Raw genomic sequence first — 21,403 nt, forward strand, 5'->3', positions numbered from 1 at the left:
TTCAGGAAGCCTTAAAGTCGAATATCTTCTCCATGGGCAACCATTTTTCACCGGGTTTGGCCATAGGCAGGGCTTGTTGGTATTCCCACATAAGTACTTCCCATTCCTGAACTTTGGCATTGTCGGCATCCATTTGGGCCTTTTTCTCAAAGGAGAAGGAATCCTCTACCTCAATGATCATAAACAGTCGATTCCCGACCCGATAGATTTCCATATGTGCAATACCGGAATCTTGGAGGCTATCCAATACCTCTGGCCAAACCTCCCTATGGTATTCCTCATATTTTGTGATTAAGGTCTCATCATTCTTTAGATCTAATGCCAAACAGTGTCTTTTCATGGATTAGTACATTTAATGTGTTGCATATTGTTTTTTAAATTGATAGCGGTTTGATTATCCTATTATAAATCAAGTTTCAAAAAATCTACCGTATTTTGATAGTATACCTTTTTTAGAATATCAACGGGCAAGCCTAGGCCACGGGTTTTTTGTCCCCGTATCTCCAGGGAGTCCGTTCCGCTTAGATATTCCCATAACAACCTGTAATTGGCATTCAGTGATTGCTGTTCTTCTTTGATTCGGGCGGTGTCCAGGGAATCTTGTGGCATACTATTTCCATAATCGGATCCAAAAAACACCCTGTCCTGATATTTTGTGAAAAAGGCCTTTACCTCATCGCTATCCTGACTCGCCAAATCTCCAAACCTAGCGGCGGTCTCTACGTACATATTTGGGAATTTGTCCAGTCGTTCCGCCACCATATCCACATTGTGGGACATACTACCCAAATGGGCGCCTAAAATTTTCAGATCAGGATTTTTTTGGATCCAATTATCCCTCGCGGCTATAATGGTCTCGTAGGATGGTATCTCGGGGAAGTTGTAAGCATGGTATTGCGGGTGTCCCATATAATATCCATAATGCGGACTTTTGGGATTCAATTCCCGCCAAGCTTGTAAAGGTTCCGCGATATGGGCTATTACCGGGATTTGTTTGGATTTCAAAAAGTCCCATATGGGCTGTAAACGGGGATCGTCAATTTGAATGTATTTCCCTGAGGCATCCTGTGTTACCATACCAAAGTTCTTCCACACCTTCACCATTCTGGCCCCGGAATCGATTTCTCCGCGTAACTGTTCAATGGTTTTTTGGGCATAATCCGGTGCATCTATACCCACACCGATAATGGCGGAACAGAGGTAAAACATTTCGGGATGGGATTGGGAATGGGTCAAATAGTTATCCCAACTTCTAACGATACCAATAGGATCCTCTCGGTAAACATCCACCAGTACCCCTTGCATGTTCCATTTTTTAAAGAGCGCGGGTAGGTATTCCCTGGAATATTTAAAATGTACATGGACGTCTATTTTTTTTAACGTTCCTTCGTCCATGGCGATTACTGTTTCGCTTTTGGAAGATTGACTTTCCGTCTTTGGTTTGCAGGCAAAAAAAACACTTAGTACAAATAAGACATATATAGTTTTTTTCATGATCGTGGTTTTAAACTATTACAAGCAAAAGATTCCTTATTCTTATCCTATTGGAGCTCTGTCCTATAAATGTAATTATTTTTTTGTCGATGCATTTGCAGTGCATTCAAATCTTTGGGGTATCACTTTTGGCCTTGCCCAGAAGGAAAACTTCCAAAATACTGGCGATTGCCAGTATGGAAAACAAGGACAATTCAACTTCCAAGGCGCCTATTTTAGATGGAATGATTCCGGTTTTGGCAAGAATGAAGGTAATCAACGACATTACGGTTATTACTGGCATCAGAAGTGAAGGCTTTCGCGAACTTAGTATTCCGACCAGGATCATAGGTCCCATCATGGCCGTTCCCGTAAAACTGGTCCGGGCCAACAAGACCAAATGTTCCGTACTGATGATGGAAAAAATGAGTGCCAAAACCCCAAAAAAGAAAATAAAAATCCGGGTTATCAAAACCGCTTTTTGATCCCTTAGGGTAAGTAAAGACCGTAGCTCCGAACCTAACGCGAATATTTGGGAATCCGAAGTTGAAATGGCCGCAGCGATCAAACCTATCAATCCCAATGCGGCTATGCCCTCGGCCTGATCGTACAAAAGCACATGTCCGATGAATTCCTGGGTGGATGCCTCCGGATAGAGCACGGCTCCGTACATTCCCATGAAGAGTGTGGGAAGAATGATCAATATGGCGACAATCCCCAGACCAATGGCCATTTTTCGTAAGGCCGAACTGCTTTTCATGATGACGACCCGAGTAGAAATCTGAGGTTGTGTAAAAGGCAATGAAATGATGGCAATCGCGGAAATAATCAAAAATTGGGTAGTAAAGAGCCCCTTGGGACCGGGAACGGAGAGCAATTCACTGCTTATGGATTCCACCTCCTTGAACATGGATGGGATACTCCCGAAATGGCTTATACAGTTCCAACCGATGATCCATATGGTAATAAAAAGTAGAACGCCCTGTAAGGTGTCATTGTACATAATCGCTCTAAGCCCTCCTGTTTCGCTATACAATATCATGATACCCACGATAATCAAGCTCCAGGCCCATACGGGAATCGCATCTGGAAAGGCGGCGTTTAGAAATATAGAGATGCCACTGATCTGTACGGCTATGTAGGGAATCAAAAAAATCACGGCTCCTCCGAAGGCCACATAACCCGCTAATTTGGCCCCATAGGTATTGACCATTAAGCCGGACATTCCCTTAAAATCCAGTTTTCTTGCTTTTCTTCTAAGCATTTCCCCGATCCGGATCAAGGCATAGACCATCATAGTGTCCGAAACGGCCAAAAAAATCCAGGCCCCGATACCATGAGTACGGAAAAAGTCGGGCATCCCTATTACGGTAAAGGCGCTGAACAAGGTAGCGGCTGTTGTAAAAAGGCCGATTACAAATCCTATATTGCCACCACCCAATAAATAGCTGGAGGTCGTTTTTTCCTTAACACGGGTACGCCTCACTAAAAAGACCAGGATGCCCAGATAAATCGCGCCAGCAATTAAAAACTTAGTCAGCATGGTTCTCTTCTTTGTTTATGATGGATACCAGATAAGCGAGGATTACAAAAAGAAAACTGACCAAAAGTCCAGCCCACAGCGTATAGGGAAGCCCCAATATAAGGGGTTCGGCCACATGTTCGGGGGTCACCAAAGGACTGAATGATGCAATGAAGGTGAGAATGGCCAGGCCATCTAAAATCTTTAAAAGGGCAACACGTCTTTTTTTCATAATCTGGGTATAGTTAAACCTCCATCGACCATAATCACTTGACCGGTAGAGTAAGGAAATTTTCCTTCTATCAAGGCCAAAACAGCTTTGCCTACATCCTTGGGAGACCCTATCCTGGATTGAAGCGTAAGTCCTTCGTTGATCATTTCTTGGTATTTCTGTAACACCTTTGCCGTCATATCGGTTTCAATGACCCCTGGCCTTACCTCATAAACCGGTATATTGTACTCACCCAGCTTTGTGGCGAACAATTGGGTCATCATACTCATTCCGGCTTTGGACAAGCAATATTCTCCGCGGTTGACGGAGGCCGTGGTTGCACTGATGGATGATATATTGATAATGCACGAAACGTTTTCCGAGCTACGTTCTATCATATGTTGTGCTATTTTTTGGGTAAGAAAAAAAGGCCCTTTAAGATTTATATCCATCACCCGGTCGTAACTCTCTTCCGTGGTCTGAAGCAAATCGAGCCTTTTCTGAGGCCCCACACCGGCATTGTTTACCAACACATGAAGCTGGTCAAAGGCTTCCAGCACTTGTACAACTATTCTTTCCCTTTCCTTTGGGACGGCAATGTTTCCTTGACAATAGATTACCTTTTTAGCACCTAGTTTTTCCAACTCTTCCAAAACCTCGGTAACATTCTTGACTTCCCTGACTCCATTGATGGCCAGATTACAACCGGCTTTTGCCAATTCTCTGGCTATTCCCAGTCCAATTCCCCGAGACCCTCCGGTAATCAAAACATTTTTTGTCATAGGCCCGAACTTTTTTTAAATGCCTTCAATTGGGCGGCTTCAGGTTTCGCCTTGTAATAGGGATCCAAGGGAAAACAACCGGATATCATACCTATTCGGGGTGCTGTGGTACAATCGGAAAAGGTTCTGCAAATTTTACCTCGGGTCAGTGTTCTTCCGTTTAAAATGTCATCGGGCATCTCGGGGTAGCTCAACACCATTCTCCCCAAACCGACAAAATCCGCCATACGATTTTCCACAACGGCCTCCGCTACATGGGGTAGCCACTCCTGAAGATAGGAATAGGCCGATCCCACAATCGCGAGGTCTGGGAATTGTCTTTTTATTTCATGGGTTACCTGTATCTGCCGGGCCACCCCAAGAAGTGGGTCTTCGGGAGGAAGATAACCATCCGAAGGTGGGAAAAGTGCCGGTCTTTGAATGTGCGGGACGTAATACGGACTTCCGGCAGTGATACATACCATTTCAATTCCCATTTTCTCCAAATGACCGATCATCTCAAAAACCTCGGAAAGATCAATTCCAAGGCCTTGATCGGTTCCCCCAAACGCCTCATGATACGTAGTACCCAATTTTTCCGGAACCCCAATGTCATTTTCACCCTTGGTAAATGGAATCCAATCAAAGGCACTAAGTCTAACGGCAATGGGAATATTGCTGGTAGCTTTGATACCTTGGACTATGGAAGTCAAAAAACGCATACGATTCTCCAGAGAACCCCCATATTTTCCATCGCGATTAAAGGCGCTTAGAAACTCATGGCCCAAATAGCCATGACAGTGTTTAATATCCACAAACTGAAACCCTGCTTCCTTGGCAAGAGCTGCCGCCTTCACAAAATCTTGTACCAACCCATCAATCTCGGCATCGGACAGTATGGGATAATCTTCAGGGATATTGAACTTTTTATCCAGTACGGAATGCTTATATAAAATCTTGGGTTTCCTTTTACGGTCATTATCCGGAATGGCGAATCTACCGGAGTGGGTGAGTTGCAGACCAACATATAAGTCGGACGAGGTTCCGAATTTCGATTCGTGGGCTTGAATCAAATCGTGATACAGAAGCTTGAACGCGTCCAAATTGGCCTCATTGATCAGCAATTGGTTAGGGTTGGCCCTCCCTTCCGGGTTTACGGCCACCGCTTCACAGCCCCAAAGCAATTTGGCCCCGCTGATGGCAAAATTGCGCCACCGCCGTTGGGTCATTTCCGAAGGCCTACCCTCGAGGGTTCCATCCCAACCTTCCATGGGAAGGATGCAAAATCGATTGCCAATGGTCTTGCCCGATCGTAATTTAAAATCTTGGCCCATAACGGATTGGCCAGGTTCGTTCAAAGTTTCCTTAAAGGGTAGATTGGCGTCGATCTTGGAGAGATGCTGTAAAAAACTTTCAGCCGTTTTCAATTGTGCTATACGCGGGAATCTAGGTCTGGATTTGGCCATATTACGATGTTATACCTTTAAAAAATGTATAATATGAATCATCTTTGATAACCTTATCCAAATACAGAGCCAATTCCCTGGCGTGATAATCCCCCCACATACAGGCTTCCCCATTGGGAATAGCACTGTTTTCTGGAATATGGTCCCAACCGTTGGGACGGTGATAAATGGCATGTAGGATCAATCCTTGATAATCTTTGTTTGTACCGAGGTATGGCTCGGTGAACAGGCTATCGGCTATGGTCAGACCAGCGGACCAATACCTATCTGCATCGGCTTCCTTCTTTGCTCTTAAATAGTTGCCCAACCTCAATAGGCCTTGCGCCCCGATGGCGGCCGCTGAACTGTCTACAGGCTCATACTCATTAAAGGGATTTGATTTTTTATTACGCCAATCCGGAAGATGAAATAATCCTGGTGCACCGGTATCCCAATATGGGATTCCATCCAGGGCGCTATTTTCTAGGTAAAAGTCGCAAGTGGCCCGTGCTGCCTTGAGAAAAATTTCCTCCAATTGCGCCTTGCCTCCCAGTTCGTCCAGTTCAGGTAATTCCTTTTGACCATGTAGAAATTCCAATTGTTCCGAAAAGCCCAACATGGCCCAACTAAGACCTCGGGTCCAAGTTGAGAAACCGCTATATCCTTGTTGGGTGGAAGGGGAGCGAAAGTTTCCGTCATTTGTATTAAAGATAGCTTCATGGGCCGTTCTTCCCCAAACGTCATAGCTATCCCGTCCCTCACCATAATAAATGGAATATTCGGCCGTAGCCAAAGCATGTTGGTAGGCTCTTTTGAGCAAATTTATCTTGGAATCGTTCTCACCGGATGAATGGTGTCCCAACATATGGCCCACTACCAAAATACGAATGGTCCTCATGGTATCCACAAATAGGGAATGGGGACCATTGAAGGAATAGATATAGCCGCCCTCCGGAATGGTGGTCCAACGCTGTGCCTGGACCGAGGCCGATAGCTTCAAGGCCAAAACGCAGAGTTCCTTTGTTCCTTGGTCTTTTGGAATTTTTCCCTCATTCAACAACCTTAACAGATTACCGTAGGTACTTAGATTGTTGAATCCGTGATCATGAACACCAAAATGACTGATATGGGGCGGCATATGGACCTTTATATGATTAATGCCAAGATCAAGAAAGTAGGTATCCCTGGTAGCGTCAAATTGCAAGAGCTCGGAACCATATTGGAAACCTTGTGTCCAATCTGTCCAACTTCTTGGCTCATAGGTTCCATTTACGGTTACTACGGGAGATCCGGATACTCCTTCCAGATGGGAAGCCATGCTTTTTATCTTCTGTCCGGATAAGGCCCATAATCCGGCTATCTTATCCTTGAGGTCTTGGGGCTTTAGTTCGGGGTTTATTTGCATAGGTTCAATTTGCTTTTGAGCGGTCTAATAGGTTTCTGAAAGGAAAACTAATCCATCAATATATTATGTTTCTAAATATAGGCATAAAGAACCTATCCTTGCTGCTCATGGAACTTGTTCTTTGTAATTTTTCTCATCCGATTTACTGTGGTCTCGGAACAATTCCTGTCCTTTTTCCCCATGCCAACCACATTTGGGCCATTTTTTGAACCAACTCGGGATGTTTCGTGGCCAAATCATGCATTTCAGTTCGGTCTTGTTCCATATCGAAGAGCTCCCAATTCTGTAGTTCCAGTTCACCAATTTTATCCCATACGAACGAATGTCTTTTGTCCGCTTTGGAGACCAATTTCCATTTCCCCATCCTTACGGCCCGGTTGCCCTCGTGTTCCCAATAGATGGCTTCCCTCTCCAGTGCACTTCCGGAGAATGCAGGAAACAAGCTTTTGCCTTCCATGGCTTGTATCTTGTTACCATTAAAAGTAGTAGGGTAGGAGCTGTCACTGACATCAACACAGGTTGCCATGATGTCTATTAAATGGGCGGGCTCCGTTCTAAATCCACCAATTCCGGATGTCCCGGAATTTATTTTTGCGGGCCAATGCACAATTAAAGGTGAAGAAATACCCCCCTCATGCACCCAGTGTTTGTATTCCCGAAAAGGTGTATTGCTCGCGTTGGCCCAATTTCGGCCGTAGGCGGTATAACCCTCCGGTGGGCCCGGCCATCCCTTTCTCATTATCCCAACAGGCTTGCCGTCCCTTGTAAAAAAGGGCACCATTTCGGTTTGAAGCTCCCCTGGGGCCAAGGGTACCCGATCCTTTTCCGTTGTACGTTTTGATACCCATTCCAATTCCTCGGCACAGGCCCCGTTGTCCTGTAGGTAAATAATCAAGGTATTCTCCAATTCCCCTTTGGCCTTAAGGGCATTGACCACTTTTCCTATACCTTCATCCATAAGGGTGACCATAGCCGCATAGGTCTCCATATTGGCCAGCTCCCATTCCTTATCGGGAATATCCTCGGACCAAGGTTGTATCAAGGAATCCCTAGGGGTGAGTTCCCATTCGGTTTCGGTCAATCGCATCTTTTTCATCCGCTCAAAACGATTCTTTCGCATCTCGTCCCAGCCGTGGTTATAGCTTCCCTTGTATTTTGCGACAGCCTCGGCCGGTGCATGCATGGGCCAGTGTGCCGCTGTGTAGGACAAATACAGAAAGAAAGGAGTATCGTCTTCATGTTCCTCAATACGTTCCACGGCGTAATCGGTAAAATCGGTGGTACAATAGAAGCCTTCTCGTGGTGAGACGTACTCGTTATCTTCTGTTAGGGAGCGTGGATCATATAGGCTGCCCGCTCCTGAAATCATTCCAAAGAACCTATCAAAACCTCGTTGTCTAGGCCAATTGTGTTTATCTGGATTATCTATGACATAGGGTGTTAGATGCCATTTTCCCGACATGTATGTGGAATATCCCGCTTTTTTTAAGACTTCCGCGATGGTCACCGCATTGGTGCTTAAGTCTCCCTTAAAGGCAGGTGTCCCGCGGTCATCCACCATATGGCCAATCCCGGCCTGCTGGGGATAAAGACCTGTGAGCAGGGAAGCCCGGGTTGGGCAGCAACGCGCCGTGTTGTAGAATTGGGTAAACCGTAATCCATTGGCAGCAAGCTCATCCAGTCTTGGGGTCTTGATCTCGCCGCCGTAGCAGCCAATGTCGGAATAGCCCATATCGTCTCCCATGATAAGGACAATGTTAGGGCGATCGTTCTTTTTAGATGGAGTAGGGGAAGTGCAACTTTGGAAAAGTAAAGCAATACCCAGGCATATGTAACCAACTGTTTTTTTCACAACATATTTTTTTGCTTTAGCCAGACGGACATTTCCCCAATTTCACGATGCGCCCAGGCATAGTAGGGAATTGCCGTAATCGTTCGGCCTTTGATTTTACCAATACCATTCAATAGTTCCGGGTCGTAGGAGTAATTCAACTTTTCATTTAAAGGTATTTGGAGGTCAAGAACTCCGTTGGGGTTATCCACTTGTTCTGCACAATACACCAATGGCCCGCGCTCCAGTGCAATTTTACCCTTGTTGGTAGTTACCAATTCATGGCTTACCACTTTGCGAATTGGCATTTCAAAAGAGATATGGATTTTGTCATTTGGCATCCAGTTATTGTCCAATGTAATGTAACCATCCTTTATTGGAACATCGGAAGTTTTATCATTTATGGATATCGTGATAGCCGGGTAATGATGGTCTTTGTAATGGTATAGGTCTCCATCCATTACTTGGTTCCTGGCCCATCCAGGAACCCTTAACTTAAGAACAGCGGGGATAGTCTTTTTATTTAGGATTTCCAATTCCACAGTACCCTCCCAAGGATAGTTTGTCGTTTGGGCAAGTTGTAGGGTCCCATTTTCCAAGGGGATTTCCGTCTCGCTACCGATATATAGATTCACATATACTGCATTGTCCTTAACGGCATACATATAACCGGGGAGCGAAGGTAGAATTCGAACTACGTTTACGGGGCAACAGGAACAATCAAACCAAGGCGACCTTCCACAAACTCCCTGATTGAATTTTGAAACGCCGTCCACTTCCAAGGGGTTGGGATAAAAGAAGGTATTGCCCTCCAAGGAAACCCCGGCGAGGAATCCATTATACAGGGTTCTTTCAAAGACATCCATATATTTTATATCGCCACTCTTTAAAAACATGCGATGGTTCCAGAGCATTAGGGCAATGGCGGCACAGGTCTCGGTGTAGGCTGTGGCGTTCGGGAGTTCATAATCAGGTCCAAAACCTTCATGCTTGGGTTCGGCGCCGATACCACCGGTAAGGTAAATCTTTTGGTGAATGATATCGTCCCAAATCTTGTCAAGCGCAACATCAAAGGCGGTTTCACCGGTCAAGGCCGCCACATCGGTAGCTCCGGCATAGAAATATCCGGCCCGTACGGAATGCCCAACGGCTTCTTCTTGTTCGGCAAGCGGTACATGGTCTTGTTGATATTTTCCGGCATACTTCCCTTCCTTGGTGTTGTGACCCTCCGCATTTCCACGTTGGTCGATGAAAAACTTGGCAAGATCCAAATATCTTTTTTCACCGGTTATTCGATACAGTTTTACCAATCCGATTTCTATTTCCTGATGTCCCGGTACGCCCATATTTTTACCTGGGCCAAATACTTGGTCTATGAGGTCGGCATTTTTTAGAGCGACTTCAAGTAAAGATCTTTCTCCGGTCGCCTGGAAATGGGCCACCGCAGCCTCATAAAGATGCCCCACATTGTAGAGTTCGTGATAGGTTTGGAGATTGGTCCACCTTTGGTCACCTGCGCCATCCGCAGCCTTAGCGGGATTTATGGTACGGTTGGTATATAAATACCCATCATCCTCCTGAGCTGCAGCAATTTTTGCTATCAACCCATCCAAAAATAGTTTCAATTGTGGATCGTCATGAACCTGTAAGGAGTAGCTAGCTCCTTCAATGACCTTAAATACATCGGAATCATTAAAAAAAATACCTTCAAAATCGCCTTCTTCAAGTCCGCCCGCAATTGCAAAATTCCGAAGCCGTCCCGTTTCTTCACATTTTTGGAAATTATAGGGAATGGTCACTTTCCGATTCGTTTCCAACCTAGGTGTCCAAAAATTATCCTTGATCGCCACCGAGGTGAATGGCACGGGTTGTATGGGATAATCCAGTTGACTAACCGAAGTTTCATCAGTTTTGGTTTCGTCCTTTTTTTCGGCACAGGCGGTCAACCAAAGTAGGACGAATAGAAGAATTGGTCCTGCCAGAGTGGAATTGAGGGATTTAGACCCAAATGTAGTTTTCATTACGTCATATTTTATTTCATTTGAAAGTAAAGTCGGGTAATCGGATAATTTCCCCGCCCTTCATGGCCGAATCATGGGCCAAGATACCTACGCATGTAATGTTGGCCGATTGTACGGCATTGGGATAAGGATCCCGATTATTGATCAGGGCCTTTAAAAATTCATGTACCAGATGTGGATGAGACCCACCATGGCCCGCACCTTGGATAAAGGAAAGGTGTTGGTTATCGTCCGAATCATAAACACCTGCGGTGGTAAAGGGAGCTATCTCTTGAGGTAGGAGGTGGGCATAATCCGGAATCTTTACCCTTTCCGGAGTTTCCCCGGTATGGATTACGGAATCCTCGTGCTCGATCAAGGTCCATTCAAAGGATTTCTTGCTACCATAAACATCAAAGCTTTCCCGGTATTGTCTTGCCGTATTGAAAAGTGATCGTGTAAGTTCGGCGGCCAGATCGGAGTCCTTTAATTTGATATGACAAGTTTCAATGGCAAAGGGAGAGCCATAGATAGGAATCAGATTTTCATCTATTCTTCCAGACCCAAAACAGGAGACATATTCAGCTTCCCCTTTGGGCAGGGCCAATATAGGCCCAACACAATGGGTGGCGTAGTGCATAGGTGGCAACCCTTCCCAATAGCCGGGCCAACCGGCCATTTCCTGTTGGTGGGAGGCCCTTAAAAATTGAATCCTTCCCAACTCACCTTTTTCATACATCTCTTTCACAAAAAGAAATTCACGACTATAGATGACGGTTTCCATCATCATATAGGACAGTCCGGTTTCCTTTACAAGCTCAACAATTTGTTGGCACTCCTGCACCGTGGTGGCCATGGGTACCGTACAGGCTACATGTTTGCCCGCCTTTAGGGCTGCAATGGACTGTTCCGCATGGTTGGGAATTGGGGTATTGATATGTACCGCATCGATTTCCGGATCCTTTAGCATTTCATCATAGTCCGTATATCTTTTTGCAATACCGAAGGCATCACCTATTTCGTCCAACTTGGATTGGGTCCGTTGGCATATGGCATACATTTCGGCGTTCGGATGTTTTTGGTAAATAGGAATAAATTCCGCTCCAAAACCGAGGCCGGCTATCGCTATTTTGATTTTTTTACTACTCATAATTGGGATTTAAAAAGTTAGGGATTATAGATTTTCCGAAGGATCGAGCATTTTTAGGTACGCCACCAGATTCAAGACATCCGAATCGCTTAAGGTGTTCAACAAGCCTTCGGGCATCATCGATTTCTCGGTGACATCCCTGGAACGTATTTTGGATTTGTTAATGGAAATAGGCTCTTGGCCCACCACCCTAAGCGTAATATTCCTATCATTTTCGGCTATGATGTTTCCGCTATACGTTCTGCCATCTTGGGTAATGATAACTACTAGTTTATAATCGTCCTGAATTTCACCACTGGGATTTAAAATATTGTTTAATAGGTAGGCCGTATTGGTTCGGTTAGAACCGGTAAGATCCGGACCAATGACTCCACCTTCCCCGAACATCACGTGACAAGCCGCACAGGTACGTTGATAGATACTTTTTCCTTTAGAAGCATCAGCCTTAGCGATGGCCTCATCCGAAAGGAGTCGCTGATACTTACTGAACTGTCCTTGGATATCTCCTGAAATATCGTCGATAGGTCCCCAGATTTCTACAAAACCACTTCCTACCACCCTGCGCATTTGCATGGCAACATAGGCTGGAATGTCTTTTCTGGGGATGGTCTCCTCTTTGATCGCATTGGCCAGGATCTGGCCGTAGGTGCCCCTTGAGGCTAGGGTTAGGACGGCCTCTTGTTTTTCTTCAGGGGAAAGTTCATGATACTTTTGGAACAAGGCCTTACCCAAGTCTTCATTTTCATAGGCAGCAATGGCCCGTATCGACTCCATCCGAAGATTGGGATTGTCCAATAATTTGGGCAATTCCTTTTCCAATTCCTCCCTTTGGTGGAGAGCGAGGTTTTTTATCGCATTTTGTTTTTGCTCACTATCAGATTCGGTATCGTTTACGATAGCCATCATTTTTTTGGCCGCCTCTGCATTGCCAAAGCGCTGCGTTATTTGATCCGATAAAGTAGCCAGTTCGGAGTTGGACTGCAACGATTTGTAGGTCGAACCCCAATTTGAGGGCTCCTGCATATCCGATCTACCTTCTAGACCGGCCAACATACCCCTTAACAGGTATTTCCGATTGTCTGATTTTTTACTTATCCCGGCAACCAACTTTTGCAGTTGATCCCCGTCTACCAAACGCCGGGCAATTTTCTCGACCACGGATGGAATGGCAGAGGTATTGGCCAATGATAATGCCTTTTCCGGTCGGTCCGTTAACATAGGTTCAATTCCGAACCACAACATCAACGGAATGTTGGGATCGTCCAGATCTTCTTCAAATTGAACCAGGGATGCGGCCATATCCCAACGGTCTGCCGGGTGCATTCGTTGCAAGGCACCGGCCAGATAGCGCCGGACCACGGGAGAGTTTTCATTTTTTGCCAATCGGGTAAGAGCAGCTACTATCGTCTTCGAAGGTGGCCCGTCCTCTGTGAGAAATTGAATGGCCCATGCCCGGACATACTGCTGCCCGTCTTCCAGGAGTCCCAATAATCGATCAGAAGTACTATTCCCCGTAATCCAGAGGGTCCACAAGGCACGTAGCCTAAGATCTTCGTTCCTTTCTTTTTCCAGCATATTTTCCAATTGGGAAATGGCCTCTTTTTCCAATGCCTCTTTTGTTGCCCTGTATTGAAGGATTACCCTCGCCCTTTGGGCATGCCAATTGCTTTTATTGCGTTGCAATTCCACCAGTTCCAAGTCGCTTTTTCCATTTAAATCCTCAAATCTTCCAGGCCAATTTTCAGCCTCCGATTTTTCGGGCATAATTCTAAAAACACGTCCCGTTTCCTTATTGAGCACCTCGCCACCGCAAATATCCGCGTCATGCCAATCCAAGACATAAAGTCCTCCTTCCGGACCTACTTCCATGCTGAATCCTACCCATTGTGCATTGTTCGCCAATAAAAAATCCTCACCATGACTAGCCGTGAAGCCAGACCCATTTGGGGTTAATATATCGGATAGTACGGCATGTTCGTGAATATTGGCCATAAAAAGTCGCCCATGCTGTTCCCTCGGAAAGGCATCGGATTGATAAATTCTAGCACCACCGTGGGCCGATCGATGACGATGGTCCACAATGGTCTTAATGTCCTCATAGACATAAGGGTTAAAATGTTGCCCACCTTGTCTATGGTAAATACCGCCGGGAATGATATGGAACAAATGTGGGATAACACATGCTGAAATAAAGAGCTGGCCTTTGGAATCGTAATCGATACCCCAAGGATTGCTAAAGCCGTGGGAGACCACTTCAAAACGATCTTTTATAGGATGATAGCGCCAAACACCTCCATTGATATCCACGCCCTCCGCATCCAACAAATCCTCGGGGAAGGCTTCACCATGCCTGTAAATACGACCTTTTCCTTTTGGCTTTCGGATCACTGAGGGTGTTGCAAACCCTTCGAGACCGTAGAGCCAGCCATCCGGTCCCCAGTGAAAACTATTAATGGTTTCATGCCGATCACGGATTCCCCATCCGGTTAATAAGACCTTGATGTCCTCTTCATCTGCCTTGTCGTCTCCATTTTTATTGGGTACAAACAATAAATTGGGTGGTGCGCCCAAAAAAAGCCCACCATGACCCACGGCAATTGCGGAGGGGAATGGAATACCTTCCAAAAAGACTTTTTTGCTATCCGCGACTCCGTCTTTATCGGTATCTTCCAAAATGAGGATGCGACTATCCCCGAAATTGGAAAAACCGTGGCCTCGGGATTCATAATCGCGATTCTCGGCAATCCACATTCGGCCCTTATCATCCCAACAGAAGGCCATGGGTTGGGTGATCATAGGTTCGGACGCAAATGCATTCACCTTATAGCCCTCTTTTAGGGTCATTGCTTCAACCGCTTCCTCCGGACTTAATAATTTGGCATCCCGCCCCTCTTTTTTGGCTAGCTCCCAAAGCGAAGCGGTATTGTACATTCCTTTGTCGCCCACATAGTCTCCCCAAAGGTCATCCAGTTTAATAGCGTTCAATTTTCCGGTATAGGCCACTATTTGATGCCGAATGGTTTCAACCTCCCCTTTTTTAATGTGCCAATCCCCCATTTTTGCACGTACCGGCCCGATGCCCAACTGGGAGTCCACACGCCAAGTTTGGGGAAAGCCCTTATTGTCCGGGTGGTCAAAAATGGCGATATGGCCCCATTCGTCCAAACCATCGATTTCCATTCCTGCATCCACCCACATGGCCCTTTGGCCTTCGGCCTTTTCATTGCGTTGCCGAGCGGCGTTCTCCACTTCACCTTGAATTCCTTCTTTCCAGGGCATTCTAAGAAACAGACCGCCATAATCGAATTCGTTGATGGTAATATCGGTAAGTGCCTCTCCCTGCCATTCCAGACCCATTAGGTAGCTGTCCGATTTCTCAGAAAATGTCCAGGTCTGGGACTCCTTTAAGATGGGTGTACCTGTCTCATCCAGCATGTGGTACACGGTCTTCCATTTTACTTCCTTCCCCTCGGGAATGAGCACTTGGGCCGATACTTTTTGCCAATGGTCGCCCCCGGGAAAATGAAAATAGTCCCTCCCTATTTTTTTCTTGATGTCTTCGGGTTTGTTCCGGTCATAGAACCACTTTTTTAGCCCGGCGGAATCGATTCCGGTACCGTTTACACGGGTGAAACCCCAATAGAGTCCGGTCTGGTGCGGATGATGCCCAGGACTGTACTGGGTCATTTCGGCAGTGGAGCCGGGTGCCAAAATTGGATGGATAAAAGGGCGAAAATCCGCCTTGATATTTTGTGTCACCAAGGCCAAATCGCCATTGAGAGCAAATACTTCAATGACCTCGTTCCCTTTCTTAATGACAAAACTGCTTTTTTGCTCGCCCTCATCATTTTTTTGTTTGCTTTTTTTGTTCTGGCAAGCGACTATACAGGCAAAGCCCAAAACTAAAATGAAATATCTTAGTACTCCTTTCATGTCATCATTTTATAAGTCCTTATCAAAGACCAGGGTATCCAATTCCGTTGCTTTCCATGGGGTTACCTGCCCTTGGGTACGGAAGCGGATATGTCCTACCGCTCCTGCGGACAAGGGTTTTTGGGAATGGCCCCAGGTATTTCTAATGTAGGTGGAAATGGCAGCAATATCCTCATTTTGTAGGGTAGAGAAGGAGGGCATGCTGGGTAAAATGTCCGGGATGCCATACTCCTTGCCATTTACGGTTACTGGGCCTTCCATACCATGCAATAATATCATCGCTAATCGGTAGTCTGCCCCAGTGACCCATTCCGAATTTTTAAGGGGTGGTGCAAAACGGGAAATGCCTTCCCCTTGGGTGCCATGACAGTTGGCACATAGGTTTAAATACTTTTGTCTTCCTAGGGCAAACAATTGGGGGTCTACTTTGTGTTCCGCTTTTTTTGTGGTAAGTTGTCTTTTAGGTTTTCCGGGCCAGGTCAATTTCTGAAGTAATGCTTCGAGCAATGCTTCATTTTTTAAAAGAGCCGGCTTTCTTAAAAGAGCAATCTCTCCTTCATCGTTAGAACCTTTGGAATTAAGCATCCCATTTATCATTGCATTTTTAATCCATAATTGGTTCTCGGGCATTTTATCTTGGGTAAAGGCCAACATATGTTGGACTTCCTCATCCGAGCCTTTATTTGCGATGGCCGTAGCCAACATTTCAATGAATATTTCCTTGGCTTGATCGTAGATCTTCCATTCTGATTCGGCCAGGAGCATTTTCAACAGTGCAGCTTCCCTATTTTCCAAACTGCTCATTACTACATCCCTGGCAATGGGTAATTGTCCAAATCGGGATAGGAACTTCTGTGCGATATCGAATGCAATTTCCGTGTGGATTTGACTACTCTCCAACACCATTTGCATTTGTAGCAGGGGAGCCACTTTATCATAGGTTTCCTCTATGAATTCGGTAACCTCTTTTTCTACGTCCACATGGTCGGAATCTTTACCGCTGATCAATCGCAAAGCCGCCTGTGCCACCTTTGGGTCTTCGGATCGTAAAGCGGGCAATAATACATCAGGTTGTGCCAGACCCAGACCTTCCAATGTCCATAAGGCGTGTAGTTGGGCCAAGGGATTTCCCTTTTCGATGACTTCCTTAAGCTCTTTAGCAATGGGTACTCCTTTTTCAACCAATAAACGTTGGGCCATGTCACGCGTCCATCCATTGGGGTGCCCTAAAAGGTTGACCAAAGTCTTGGAATCGGCCTTGGAAAGATCAATGGGTTTTTCCCTGTTTTTCTTTTTTGAGGTGATTCTCCAGATACGGCCCATATGGATGGGTTTGTCCAATTTACGTTCCAGGGTCACTTCACGGAGATAAGGCGTCATATACGGGCCATGCTGAATGATACCCTTATACATATCAACTACGTATAGTCCGCCGTCCGGACCCGAGGCTAGGGAAATGGGGCGGAAGCGCTCGTCGGTTGAAGCTAGAAATTCCCGGTCCTTGTAGACTCCCTGGGCACTTAGCATAAAACCCTCTTCCGTAATTTTGTTGCGTTTGATGAGATTGGCGGTGGGTTCGCAGATAAAGGCATTGCCCCTGTAAGTATCTGGAAGCACATCTCCCCTATAAATAAGGGGTCCACAGGCCGAGGCAAATTCCAATAGGCGTCCCTTTTCATCCAAAGTGCCGGGCACATATCCTCGATTTACCGCCGTGTTGCTGCGAATAGGGAATATCCGGCGTTCCAATGTCAATCCATGGTCAATTCCGCTTGAGGGGGTATGGTTTTCATTGCGCATTAAAGCATTTGGAGGTACCAGATCGGCATGCAGTTGTGACCAATTGTAGTTGTAAAAGAGTCGGCCGGCATCGTCATGGACAATACCCCACTGCCCACGGAATTCGGTTTCATCCCTAACCCATTCCCCATCGATATTTCGGTACCGGTATTTGGATTTTGCGTTGTAATGCCAGTTGTCCATGCCCCTCCAGAGTCCATTGGCCGAATGTTCGGGCATGCCACTGCCTCCATATGTGGAATCTATCAGGGTCTTGGTATCGGCCTTAAAGTCTCCATTGGTGTCCTCAACATGCCATAATGGGATATTCTCCGCTACCAGCGCGCCTCCTTGAATGACCGCTAGGGCTCTGGGCAATACAAGGCTATCCAAAAAGATTTGACCGCGGTCCATTTGACCATCGTTATCATCATCGAACAAGACCGAGATGCGACCTACTCGATCTTTTTCACCCGTACCATCGATATCGGACATAAACCCGAGCATTTCCACGACCCAAAGTCTTCCGCCTTCATCGAAAGAAATGGCCACGGGATCCTGTACCAAGGGCTCGGCGGCAACTAGTTGAATTTGTAAATCGTCATCCGCTAGAACAAAGGAATTCAGGGCTTTTTCCGGGGATAGGGGCGGGGAGGGGTCTTTTTTACAGCCCAACAAAACCATAACAATACACGTAAGGGTAAAGGCGAGTAGCGCATTATTTTTGAAACAAACTCTCATACATTTTAGCGTACACCCATCATCCTTTTTTCATACTAATTTTGGCCATGATCTAGAAAAGAAAACTGGCCAGAAAAACCATAAAGGCGGCACTGGTTCCTACAACCAATGTCCCCAAGGTATATACACGATATCCCGTTTTAACATCGATACCCGAAAATTGGGTAAGGATCCAAAATCCGCTATCATTGGCATGCGAAACCACCATGGCACCGGCACCTATGGCCGATACCACCAAAGCTTTGTCGATTTCCGTAGTAAAGCCCATGGTCGCCAGCAAGGGGGCTACAATGGAAGCTGTCGTTATCAGGGCCACCGTGGACGAACCTTGGGCGCTCTTAATGGCCGCACACAACAAAAACGGCAGCCAAATACCCAAATTTGCACCGGAGAGTGAATCTGCCAAAGTATCTGCGATACCACTATTCTGTAAGATTGTTCCAAAAATACCTCCGGCCCCGGTAATGAGGATGATATTCGAGGCATCCGAAAGCGCCTTACCGACCCAACCCGTGGTGGCCAGCATTTCATTGTCCCATTTTTTGGGTAGAAGAAAAGCGAAAAGCATACCGATCATCAATGCTATGATCGGTGAGCCAATAAATGAAACAAACTTGAATAGAGCAGATACTTCCTCTCCTTCGACTCTATTAAACTCCAATATCGATTTTCCGACAATAAGTAAAATGGGGATTAAAATGGGTAAGAAGGACTTGAAAGCCCCTGGTGCTTGTTTCATCCGTTCCTGAATCACCTCTTCCGTGACATCCGGATTGGGATCTATATAGGTTTTGGCCCCCATTTTTTTACAGTAAATCACCGCGATAATCAAGGAAAGTAACCCGACGACCAATCCAATCAGCATGACTAATCCCACATCGGCACCTATGATTCCGGCTGCGGCTATTGGGCCCGGGGTGGGTGGAACCAGTACATGGGTGATCATTAAACCCAAAATCAGGGCCGTAGCCGTACCAACAATGGAGAGCCCAGCCCTTTTGGTCAAGCTTTTATTCAAGGGGTTGAGGATAATGAAACCACTATCGGCGAATACGGGAATGGATACAATAAAACCTACGATACCCATGGCTTCGTGAACCCGTTTTTTTCCAATAACGCGCAGAACCACTTCGGCCAATTTATAAGCACCTCCGGAATGCTCCAGAAAAGCCCCTATAATGACTCCCAGCACAATGACAATACCTATTTTTCCCAAAGTAATTCCAAAGCCATCATTGACCAGCTTGACGATATCCTCCAAGGTCATGCCCGAAAAGAGGGCAAAAAAGAGAGCTGCGGCGAGAAGGGACAGGAATGGATGTACCTTCCACTTTACAGTGAGCAGAATTATAATGAGAACACTTACTAATAATAAAATGATATTGATCATGGTTGGTTTTTTTAATGAGCGTCCCTGCTTACCTGGTCACCTGATTTTCCTACTAAAAAATCAAGATCGGCCCCACGGTGCGCCTGTTGAACGGTTCTGGTATAGAGATTGGTATAGCCTCGGTTCATGGGTGGTTCAGGTGGGGTCCAAGCCGCTTTTCGTCTTTGGATTTCCGCTTCGTCCACTTCCAAGTGAAGTTTACGGTTCGGCACGTCCAAAACAATGGGATCCCCCGTTTTTACCAAGGCCAAAAGGCCCCCGACGGAAGACTCGGGTGACACATGGAGTACCACGGTTCCGAAAGCCGTACCGCTCATCCGCCCATCGGAGATACGTACCATATCCTTGATCCCTTTCTTCAACAGTTTTTCCGGGATATCCATATTCCCAACCTCGGGCATTCCCGGATATCCTACCGGCCCTACACCCTTTAAGACCATTACACTGTTTTCATCAATATCCAATTCGGGATTATCCACCGAAGCGTGAAAATCCTCTATGGTCTCAAAGACCACCGCCTTACCTTTGTGGGACATTAGTTCCGGGGTTGCCGCCGATGGTTTGATAACCGCACCGTCCTCGCACAGATTTCCATACAAAACGGCAATCCCGGCCTCTTCCATAAAGGGTTTGTCCAAGGTGGCAATGACCTCTGGATTGTAGCATTCCGCCGTGACGTTGTTTTCTATAAGGGATTTCCCATTTGCGGTAATCACATTATTATGGAGTTGATCTTTCATTTCCTTTATGACTACGGGAAGGCCCCCGGCATCAAAGAAATCTTCCATAAGATATGTACCGGAAGGCATCAAATTGACCAATAATGGAATTTTGCTTCCCAGGGTGTCGAATTCCTTCAAATCGAGTTTTACCCCGATTCTTCCGGCAATGGCCAATAAATGGATAATGAAATTGGTGGACCCGCCTATGGCCGCATTGATTTTTATGGCATTTTCAAAAGCCTCTTTGGTCAGTATTTTGGATAGTTTAAGGTCTTCCTTCACCATTTCCACGATACGTCTTCCCGAGAGTTGGGCCATCACTTTTTTTCTGGAATCCACCGCCGGTATCGCCGCGGCACCGGGAAGGCTAAGCCCAAGCGATTCCACCATACAGGCCATGGTGGAAGCCGTCCCCATGGTCATACAATGCCCGGCACTTCTCGCGGAACATATTTCGGCCTCAATTTGGTCTTCTTTGGTAAAGCCCTCATTTTTGATCTTATCCTTTAGTTGCCAAACAAAGGTGCCCGAGCCGATACGTTCGCCTTTGTACTTGCCATTGAGCATAGGCCCGCCCGGTACCACTATGGTCGGAAGGTCTACACTACAGGCACCCATAACGGTAGAGGGGGTGGTTTTGTCGCATCCGGTCAAAAGCACTACACCATCGAGCGGATTGGCCCTTATGCTTTCCTCAGTATCCATACTGGCCAGATTCCTAAAGAGCATTGCTGTAGGTCGCATCAGTATTTCGCCCAGGCTGGTCACGGGGAATTCAAATGGCACGCCCCCAGCTTCCAGGACTCCTCGTTTTACGAACTCGGCAAACTCGCGAAGATGTCCATTACAAGGTGTGAGTTCCGACCAGGTATTGCAAATACCAATGACGGGACGCCCATCAAAATAATCGTTCGGATATCCCTGGTTACGGAGCCAGGATCGATGTATAAAAGCCGATTTCTCATCATCCGGATTAAACCAATCCTCGCTTCGCAATTTTTTGTCGTTTTTATTCCCCATGTTTCAATTTTGACCTTAAA

At 46.2% G+C, this 21,403-nt stretch carries 14 protein-coding genes; all 14 read right to left on the reverse strand.

Going from position 1 to position 21,403, the window contains the following annotated elements:
* Position 1: 1 nt before the first annotated feature.
* Entirely contained in the window at positions 2–340 is a 339-nt protein-coding gene (locus tag ACO06Y_RS13410) for an L-rhamnose mutarotase (protein WP_422079487.1), read from the reverse strand.
* A gap of 62 nt (positions 341–402) precedes the next feature.
* Positions 403–1,494, reverse strand: a complete 1,092-nt coding sequence (locus ACO06Y_RS13415; protein ID WP_422079488.1) for an amidohydrolase family protein — start codon at positions 1,492–1,494, stop codon at positions 403–405.
* Positions 1,495–1,600: 106 nt separating this feature from the next.
* On the reverse strand, positions 1,601–3,016 hold the full coding sequence (locus tag ACO06Y_RS13420) for a sodium:solute symporter family protein (protein WP_422079489.1): 1,416 nt from the start codon (positions 3,014–3,016) through the stop codon (positions 1,601–1,603).
* Positions 3,006–3,227 carry a hypothetical protein gene (locus tag ACO06Y_RS13425; RefSeq protein WP_422079490.1) on the reverse strand — a complete coding sequence of 74 codons (222 nt, stop codon included), beginning with the start codon at positions 3,225–3,227 and terminating at the stop codon, positions 3,006–3,008. The genes ACO06Y_RS13420 and ACO06Y_RS13425 overlap by 11 nt, the downstream gene beginning before the upstream one ends.
* Positions 3,224–3,988, reverse strand: coding sequence for a 3-ketoacyl-ACP reductase (locus ACO06Y_RS13430; RefSeq protein ID WP_422079491.1), 765 nt, complete (start codon positions 3,986–3,988; stop codon positions 3,224–3,226). The genes ACO06Y_RS13425 and ACO06Y_RS13430 overlap by 4 nt, the downstream gene beginning before the upstream one ends.
* Complete coding sequence (locus ACO06Y_RS13435; protein WP_422079492.1) at positions 3,985–5,433, reverse strand: hypothetical protein; 1,449 nt, start codon at positions 5,431–5,433, stop codon at positions 3,985–3,987. The genes ACO06Y_RS13430 and ACO06Y_RS13435 overlap by 4 nt, the downstream gene beginning before the upstream one ends.
* Position 5,434: 1 nt before the next feature.
* Positions 5,435–6,817, reverse strand: a complete 1,383-nt coding sequence (locus tag ACO06Y_RS13440; RefSeq protein ID WP_422079493.1) for a hypothetical protein — start codon at positions 6,815–6,817, stop codon at positions 5,435–5,437.
* A gap of 142 nt (positions 6,818–6,959) precedes the next feature.
* Positions 6,960–8,669, reverse strand: a complete 1,710-nt coding sequence (locus ACO06Y_RS13445) for an arylsulfatase (protein WP_422079494.1) — start codon at positions 8,667–8,669, stop codon at positions 6,960–6,962.
* Complete coding sequence (locus ACO06Y_RS13450) at positions 8,666–10,669, reverse strand: glycoside hydrolase family 127 protein (protein WP_422079495.1); 2,004 nt, start codon at positions 10,667–10,669, stop codon at positions 8,666–8,668. The genes ACO06Y_RS13445 and ACO06Y_RS13450 overlap by 4 nt, the downstream gene beginning before the upstream one ends.
* A gap of 16 nt (positions 10,670–10,685) precedes the next feature.
* Positions 10,686–11,798 (reverse strand): Gfo/Idh/MocA family protein, encoded by a 1,113-nt coding sequence (locus ACO06Y_RS13455; RefSeq protein ID WP_422079496.1) that lies wholly within the window; start codon positions 11,796–11,798, stop codon positions 10,686–10,688.
* Between the two features lie 24 nt (positions 11,799–11,822).
* The gene (locus ACO06Y_RS13460) at positions 11,823–15,731 is read right to left on the reverse strand and encodes a PVC-type heme-binding CxxCH protein (protein ID WP_422079497.1); all 3,909 of its coding nucleotides are present in this window, start codon (positions 15,729–15,731) and stop codon (positions 11,823–11,825) included.
* A gap of 9 nt (positions 15,732–15,740) precedes the next feature.
* Positions 15,741–18,251: a DUF7133 domain-containing protein gene (locus ACO06Y_RS13465; protein WP_422079498.1), complete on the reverse strand. Its 2,511-nt coding sequence runs from the start codon at positions 18,249–18,251 to the stop codon at positions 15,741–15,743.
* Between the two features lie 52 nt (positions 18,252–18,303).
* Positions 18,304–19,641, reverse strand: a complete 1,338-nt coding sequence (locus ACO06Y_RS13470; RefSeq protein ID WP_422079499.1) for a GntP family permease — start codon at positions 19,639–19,641, stop codon at positions 18,304–18,306.
* A gap of 11 nt (positions 19,642–19,652) precedes the next feature.
* A complete protein-coding gene (locus ACO06Y_RS13475) occupies positions 19,653–21,383 on the reverse strand; it encodes an IlvD/Edd family dehydratase (protein WP_422079500.1) in 1,731 nt (576 codons plus the stop codon).
* Between the last annotated feature and the right edge of the window lie 20 nt (positions 21,384–21,403).

Source organism: Ulvibacterium sp., assembly GCF_965228935.1.
Lineage (GTDB): Bacteria > Bacteroidota > Bacteroidia > Flavobacteriales > Flavobacteriaceae > Ulvibacterium.

Excerpts from the sequence above, each read along its gene's own strand:
- ACO06Y_RS13410 (WP_422079487.1), bottom strand. The coding sequence starts at position 340 with ATGAAAAGACACTGTTTGGCATTAGATCTAAAGAATGATGAGACCTTA.
- ACO06Y_RS13415 (WP_422079488.1), bottom strand. The coding sequence starts at position 1,494 with ATGAAAAAAACTATATATGTCTTATTTGTACTAAGTGTTTTTTTTGCC.
- ACO06Y_RS13420 (WP_422079489.1), bottom strand. The coding sequence starts at position 3,016 with ATGCTGACTAAGTTTTTAATTGCTGGCGCGATTTATCTGGGCATCCTG.
- ACO06Y_RS13425 (WP_422079490.1), bottom strand. The coding sequence starts at position 3,227 with ATGAAAAAAAGACGTGTTGCCCTTTTAAAGATTTTAGATGGCCTGGCC.
- ACO06Y_RS13430 (WP_422079491.1), bottom strand. The coding sequence starts at position 3,988 with ATGACAAAAAATGTTTTGATTACCGGAGGGTCTCGGGGAATTGGACTG.
- ACO06Y_RS13435 (WP_422079492.1), bottom strand. The coding sequence starts at position 5,433 with ATGGCCAAATCCAGACCTAGATTCCCGCGTATAGCACAATTGAAAACG.
- ACO06Y_RS13440 (WP_422079493.1), bottom strand. The coding sequence starts at position 6,817 with ATGCAAATAAACCCCGAACTAAAGCCCCAAGACCTCAAGGATAAGATA.
- ACO06Y_RS13450 (WP_422079495.1), bottom strand. The coding sequence starts at position 10,669 with ATGAAAACTACATTTGGGTCTAAATCCCTCAATTCCACTCTGGCAGGA.
- ACO06Y_RS13455 (WP_422079496.1), bottom strand. The coding sequence starts at position 11,798 with ATGAGTAGTAAAAAAATCAAAATAGCGATAGCCGGCCTCGGTTTTGGA.
- ACO06Y_RS13460 (WP_422079497.1), bottom strand. The coding sequence starts at position 15,731 with ATGAAAGGAGTACTAAGATATTTCATTTTAGTTTTGGGCTTTGCCTGT.
- ACO06Y_RS13465 (WP_422079498.1), bottom strand. The coding sequence starts at position 18,251 with ATGAGAGTTTGTTTCAAAAATAATGCGCTACTCGCCTTTACCCTTACG.
- ACO06Y_RS13470 (WP_422079499.1), bottom strand. The coding sequence starts at position 19,641 with ATGATCAATATCATTTTATTATTAGTAAGTGTTCTCATTATAATTCTG.
- ACO06Y_RS13475 (WP_422079500.1), bottom strand. The coding sequence starts at position 21,383 with ATGGGGAATAAAAACGACAAAAAATTGCGAAGCGAGGATTGGTTTAAT.